General features: G+C 67.4%; 4 protein-coding genes. 3 read left to right on the top strand and 1 reads right to left on the bottom strand.

Annotation, left to right across the window (positions count from 1 at the left end):
• Positions 1-62: 62 nt before the first annotated feature.
• Positions 63-1,487: an allantoinase PuuE gene (puuE, locus tag Q0O97_RS11240; RefSeq protein ID WP_294928962.1), complete on the bottom strand. Its 1,425-nt coding sequence runs from the start codon at positions 1,485-1,487 to the stop codon at positions 63-65.
• Positions 1,488-1,719: 232 nt separating this feature from the next.
• Between puuE and Q0O97_RS11235 the strand changes: the two genes are divergently transcribed.
• The 3 genes from Q0O97_RS11235 to Q0O97_RS11225 all read left to right on the top strand — a co-directional run bounded on the left by Q0O97_RS11235 (position 1,720) and on the right by Q0O97_RS11225 (position 6,707).
• Positions 1,720-2,871 carry an aminotransferase class I/II-fold pyridoxal phosphate-dependent enzyme gene (locus tag Q0O97_RS11235; protein WP_294928968.1) on the top strand — a complete coding sequence of 384 codons (1,152 nt, stop codon included), beginning with the start codon at positions 1,720-1,722 and terminating at the stop codon, positions 2,869-2,871.
• Positions 2,868-4,097, top strand: coding sequence for an N-acetylmuramoyl-L-alanine amidase (locus Q0O97_RS11230; protein WP_294928959.1), 1,230 nt, complete (start codon positions 2,868-2,870; stop codon positions 4,095-4,097). Before Q0O97_RS11235 ends, Q0O97_RS11230 begins: the two co-directional genes overlap by 4 nt.
• Before the next feature lie 69 nt (positions 4,098-4,166).
• Positions 4,167-6,707: a PBP1A family penicillin-binding protein gene (locus tag Q0O97_RS11225; protein ID WP_294928956.1), complete on the top strand. Its 2,541-nt coding sequence runs from the start codon at positions 4,167-4,169 to the stop codon at positions 6,705-6,707.
• Positions 6,708-6,709 lie beyond the last annotated feature (2 nt).

Genomic DNA, 6,709 nt, shown 5'->3' with positions numbered 1-6,709 from the left:
TGGTCAGGTCGCTCTGCGGCGGCAGGCCCGCGACGGGACCGGCGTAGGGGCGGGGGGTGGTGTCAGGCATTCGCGGGCTCCGGGTTGAGGGCGGTTTGCAGGCGCAATTCGCCGATGCGGCTGACCTGGCGTTCGGCCTCGGTCCGCTCGGTCGGGGTGTCGTTGTCGATCCGGTCGCGCATCGCGGCCATGATGCCCGCCTTGTCGTGGTCGCGCACGGCGATGATGAAGGGGAAACCGTGCTTTTCGACATAGGCGGTGTTGAGGCGGTCGAACTCGGCCCGTTCCTCGTCGGTCAGCGCGTCGAGGCCCGCGCTGGCCTGTTCGGCGGTGCTGTCGGCCGTCAGGCGCCTGGCGGCGGCCAGCTTGCCCGCAAGGTCGGGGTGGGCCAGCAGCACGCCAAGCCGTTCCTGGTCGCTGGCGGCGCGGAAGACCTGCGCCATGCGCGCGGCCAGCCCGCCGGGGGTGTCGTGAATCGCTCCCATCTCGCCGTCCCAGACCCGTTCGGCGATCCAGGGGGAGTGCTCGTAGATGCTGCCGAATGCCTCGACAAAGGCGTCGCGCGTCATTTCCGAGGGGCGCAGGCGCGGCTGCCAGGGATGCACCCGCGCCCAATGCCGCGCGATATCCAGGCGGGTCGCGAACCAGACGCCTTCATGGCTGCGCGCATGTTCCAGGAATTTCTGCAACGCGATGGCGCGGCCCGGACGGCCCATCAGGCGGCAATGCAGCCCGATGGACATCATCTTGGGCGCGCCCGCCTGACCTTCGGCATAAAGCACGTCGAAGCTGTCGCGCAGATAGTCGAAGAACTCGACCCCCGTGCCGAAGCCCTGGCCGCTGGAAAAGCGCATGTCGTTGGCGTCCATCGTATAGGGCACCATCAGTTGGGGCTTGCCGTCGTGGACGTGCCAATAAGGCAGGTCGTCGGCGATGGTGTCGGCAAGATATTCAAACCCGCCTTCCTCGCAGCCAAGCGCGACCGTGTTCATCGAGGTGCGCCCCTGGTAGAAGCCGCGCGGACGTTCGCCGGTGACATGGGTGTGCAGCTCGATCGCCTTGCGGATGTGGTCCTCCTCGACCTCGCGCGGGATGTCCTTGTAATCGATCCATTTCAGCCCGTGGGTGGCGATTTCCCAGCCCGCGCGCTGCATGGCGGCGACCTGTTCGGGGGCGCGTTCCAGCGCGGTGGCGACGCCGTAGACGGTGACCGGCACGTCCTTCAGCATCCGGTGCAGCCGCCAGAAGCCCGCGCGCGCGCCGTAATCGTAGATCGATTCCATGTTCCAGTGGCGCTTGCCCGGCCAGGGCTGGCAGCCGATGATCTCGGACAGGAAGGCCTCGGACGCCGCATCGCCGTGTTCGATGCTGTTCTCGCCGCCTTCCTCGTAGTTCATCACGATCTGGACGGCGATCTTCGCGCCTCCGGGCCATTGGGGATCGGGGGTGTTTTCTCCGTATCCGATCATGTCGCGGCTGTAGCGCATGGCGGTTCCTTTTCTCTGGTCCAGGGGCGTCTTGATTCATGGACCACGTTGGCCGCAAGCGGGCAAGATATGAAAGCGAAATTCTGTCTATAGAAAAAATTGATAATTTCGATTGCGGGGCTTTGCGCGCGGGCAGGGCTGGAAGCGCCGCCGCCGCCGGGTTATCAAGACGCCAAAATGCCGGGCCAGGGTCCCGGCCACCGGAAACGAGGCAGGCGGCATGACGGGCAAGCTGAGGAAATCGCGGCGGGGCGAGGTCGATCCCTTCATCGTCATGGACGTCATGGAGGCCGCGCGCAAGGCCGAGGCCGCGGGCCGCCGCGTCATCCATATGGAGGTCGGCCAACCCTCGACCCCCGCGCCCGCCGGTGCGCGCGCCGCGCTGGCCGATGCCCTGGCCGAGCCGCTTGGCTATACTGTCGCGCTTGGCCTGCCCGAGTTGCGGCAGGGCATCGCCGGTCTTTACCGCCGCTGGTATGGGGTCGATTTGGACCCGGCGCGGGTGGTGGTGACATCGGGGTCCAGCGGCGCCTTCCTGCTGGCCTTCGCGGCGCTGTTCGACGCGGGCGACCGGGTTGCGCTGCCCGAGCCGGGCTATCCCAGCTACCGCCAGATCCTGCGCGCCATGTCGCTGACGCCGGTGGGCATTCCCACGCTGGCGCAGGACCGCTATCAACCGCGCCCCGACCAGGTGCCGGGGGATGTGGCGGGGCTGATCCTCGCCTCGCCCGGCAACCCTTCGGGGACGGTGCTGCAACGGGGCGAACTGGCCGCACTGACCGCGCGGGCGGCGGAACTGGGGATCGGCGTGATCTCGGATGAGATCTATCACGGGCTGAGCTATGAAGGGCGCTGCACCAGCGCGCTTGAAGTGACCGATGATGTTGTCGTCATCAACTCGTTCTCCAAGTATTTCAGCATGACGGGCTGGCGGATCGGCTGGATGGTGGTGCCCGAGAGCCATATCCGCACCATCGAGCGGCTGGCCCAGAACATGTTCATCTGCCCGCCCCATGCCAGCCAGATCGCCGCCCTTGCCGCGCTGGATTGCGAGGCCGAGGCGGATCGCAACCTTGCCGTCTATGCCGAGAACCGCCGCATGATGCTGGAACGGCTGCCGCGCATGGGCTTTGGCCGGATCGCGCCGCCGGAAGGGGCCTTCTACATCTATGCCGATGTGTCGGACCTGACCGCAGACAGCCTGAAGTTCTGCGCAGAAATCCTTGAAAAGGCAGGGGTTGCCGTCACGCCCGGGCTGGATTTCGACCCCCTGCGCGGGGCGCGGACGCTGCGTTTCAGCTATGCGCGCGGGGCGGCAGACATTGCCGAGGGGCTTGACCGGCTGGAGGCCTTCATGGCCGCGCGCGGGGCCGTGCCGCGGTGAGGGCGCTTGTGCTTGCGCTGATGCTGGCCCTGCTGCTGCCTCTGGACGGGGCCGCGCAGCAGGGGGGTGCGCGTTTCGATATCGAAGCCTCGTCCGTCAAGGCCGAGGGGCGCGAGCGCAGGAACCGGCCCCGCCCGCTGGAGCTGGTGCTGGCCGCCGATTCCGCCGTGCCCTACCGCGTCTATTTCGTCCGCGATCCGCTGCGGCTGGTGGTCGATTTCCGGGGCCTGGACTTTGCGCAGGACCAGCCCGAGGCGCTGGCGGGCGCGCAGCATTTCCAGGGGATCCGCTGGGGTGTCTTTCGACCCGGCTGGTCGCGGATGGTCGCCGAATTGCCCGCCCCCTACTTGCTGACCGAGGCGATACAGGACACCGCCGCCGACGGCTCGGCCCGCATCCGGCTGCGCATGAAGCCGGTCGCGGAAAAGGACTTCGTGGTGCGGCAGGATACGCTGACCGCGCTGTGGGACCTGCCCGAAAGCAGCGTTCCGCGCTATGAATCGCGCCCACCGCCCGGACAAGACCGCCCGCTGCGCGTGGTGATCGACCCCGGCCACGGCGGGATCGATCCCGGCGCACAGGTCGGCGCGATCACCGAGGCTGCGCTGATGCTGATCTTTTCGCGCGAACTGCGCGCCGCGCTGGAGGCGCGGGGGATCGAGGTCGTGGCCACCCGCGACAGCGACACCTTCGTGCCGCTGGAACGGCGCATCACCATCGCGCGGGCGGCGGATGCGGATATGTTCATCTCGCTTCACGCCGACGCGCTGCCGGTGGGGCAGGCCGCGGGGGCCGCGGTCTTCATCTGGGACCGCGCCGCCAACGACCGCGCCGCGGCCGAGCTTGCGACGCGCCATGACCGCGACGACCTGATCTCGCGCACGGACCTGACGGGAACCGAGGATGAGATCGTCCAGACCCTGATCGCCCTTGCGCTGGTCGATACGCAGCCGCGTTCGCGCAACCTGGCGGGGATGCTGTCGTCGGAAATGACGCGGGGCGGCATCGTCATGCATCGCCAGCCCATCCGGGGGGCGGCGTTTTCGGTGCTGAAATCGCCCGACATCCCCTCGGTCCTGATCGAGCTTGGCTTTCTGACCGACGAAGGCGACCGCGCCAACCTGCTGGACCCGGCGTGGCGGGCGCGCATGGCCGGCGCGATCACCCGCGCCGTCGAGGCATGGGCCACCGACGAGGCGCAGCGCGCCCCCTTGCTGCGCAAATAGCGCAAGGTTGTTTTGACAGCCGCCGCGCGCGGCCCTTATACAGGCCCAGAAAAACCGGAAGGCCCCCAGTTGCTGCGTTTCGTCCTGTCCTTTATCGGCGCTTTTTTTTCATGGTTCGCGCTGGCGGCGCTTTTCGGCATGGCGACCGTGGGCGGCGTGCTGTGGATCTATTCGCAAGACCTGCCCAGCCATGACCAGCTTGCCCAATACGCGCCCAAGACGATCAGCCGCATCTATTCGGGCGAGGGCAACCTGATCGACGAATTCGCCGAAGAGCGGCGCATCTTCGTGCCCATCGACGAAATTCCCGACCTGGTGAAACACGCCTTCATCAGCGCCGAGGACAAGCATTTCTACAGCCACCCCGGTTTCGATGTCCGCGCCATCGGGGCCGCGGTGCGCGATGCGGTGATCGGCGGGGCGCCGCTGCGCGGGGCCTCGACCATCTCGCAGCAGGTGATGAAGAACTTCCTGCTGTCGGCGGATCGCAGCGCCGAACGCAAGATCAAGGAACTGATCCTGTCCACCCGCGTCGAGGCGGCGCTGTCCAAGGACCAGATCCTGGAACTTTACCTGAACGAGATCTTCCTGGGTCAGAACAGCTTCGGCGTGGCCGCCGCCGCGCAGGTCTATTTCAACAAGGGCCTGACCGAACTTGCCCCGCACGAGGCCGCGACGCTGGCAGCGATGCCGCAGGCGCCGGGCCGCTACCATCCCGTTCGCGAAAAGGAGCGGGTCACGCAACGCCGCAACTGGATCCTGGGAGAGATGTTCCAGAACGGCCATATCGACCGCGAGACGATGGAGGCCGAACAGGCAAGGCCCCTGCGCTCGGTCCAGAACGGCGACTTTCCGTCCTTTGCCCAAAGCCTGCCCCCGCGCGACTATTTCACCGACGAAATCCGCCGTCAGCTTTCGCGCGAATTCGGGAACGAGGAATTCTTCGGTGGCGGCCTGTCCATCCGCGCCACGGTCGATGCCGATTTGCAGGTGATCGCGGCCAAAGCCTTGCAGACGGCGCTGGAACGCTACGACCGCAGCCAGGGCGTCTGGCGCGGCACCCGCCAGACCATCGCGCCCGATGAACTGGCCAGCGAAGGTCAATGGCGCGCCGCCCTGCGCGAGGCCACCGTGCCGCGCGACATTCCTGGCTGGCATGCCGCCGTCGTGCTGTCGCTTGGCGAAAACGACGCCCGCATCGGGATCGAGGGCGTGGATGAGGACGAGGACGGCCACTGGATCCCCGCCCGGGACGTGCAATGGGCGCGCAAGCGGCAGGCGAACGGGCGGCTTGGGCCGCAAGCGCGCGTCGCCTCGGACCTGCTCGAGGCCGGCGACGTGGTGCTGGTGCGCCGGATGACCAGCGACAGCGACGGCAGCTTTATCCGCTGGACCCTGCGGCAGGTGCCCGAGGTGCAGGGCGGCTTTACCGCGATGGATGTCAACACGGGCCGCGTCCTGGCGATGCAGGGGGGCTTTTCCTACCAGTCCTCGGTCTTCAACCGGGCGACGCAGGCGATGCGGCAGCCGGGATCCAGCTTCAAGCCCTTCGTCTATGCCGCCGCGCTGGACAACGGCTATTCCCCCGCCACCATCGTCGTGGACGAACCGATCATCGTGAACACGCCGCAAGGGCTGTGGACGCCCAAGAACGCCAGCGGCCGCTTCTACGGCCCGACGCCGCTGCGCACCGGGATCGAGCAGTCGCGCAACCTGATGACCATCCGCATCGCGCAGGATATCGGGATGGAGCGTGTGGGTGAATATGCCGAGAAATTCGGGGTTTACGATGACCTGGGCAACTTCCTTGCCAACAGCCTGGGCGCGCAGGAAACCACGTTGCTGAAGATGGTCGCCGCCTATGCGATGTTCGCCAATGGCGGCGAACGGGTCGAGCCGACGCTGGTCGATCGCGTCCAGGACCGCCGGGGCCGCACCGTCTACCGCCACGACCAGCGCGCTTGCGCGACCTGCGGCCAGGCCAACTGGCCCGCGGGCGCCGGTCCCGTCATCAACTCGGACCGCGAAAGGGTGATGGATGCGATCACCGCCTATCAGATCACCTCGATGATGGAGGGGGTGGTCCGGCGCGGCTCGGGCCGGGGAGTCGATCTGCCGGTGCCGGTGGCAGGCAAGACCGGCACGACGAACGATGCCAAGGACGTGTGGTTCATCGGCTATACCAGCAATATCGTCGCCGGCTGCTACCTGGGCCACGACCAGCCGCGCAGCCTTGGACCCGGCGCCTTCGGCGGCACCCTTTGCGTGCCGGTGTTCCAGGAGTTCATGCAGCAGGCCGTCCGCGAATACGGCGGCACGCCCTTCAAGGTCCCGCCGGGCGGCCATTTCGCCAATATCGACCGCTTCACCGGCCAGCGCCTTGGTCCCGACGCCAAGGGGCCGAACGTGATCGCCGAATTCTTCCGCGACGGCTGGGACCCGACGCGCGACTATATCGACGGCGGCTGGGACCGGCTGGACCCCGATACGCTGCCGCTTTATTCGCGCGGCGACGGGGGCGGGCAGGCGGTGACGACCTCGACCGGGCAGCAGCGGGTCATTCCGCGCCAGGCCGATTTCGGCACGCTGTCCTCGGGCGGGCTTTACTAGGG

This window comes from uncultured Paracoccus sp., from assembly GCF_945915435.1.
Lineage (GTDB): Bacteria > Pseudomonadota > Alphaproteobacteria > Rhodobacterales > Rhodobacteraceae > Paracoccus.
Note: the sequence above shows the minus strand (reverse complement) of the source record. Positions and strands in the feature narration are given on the sequence as shown.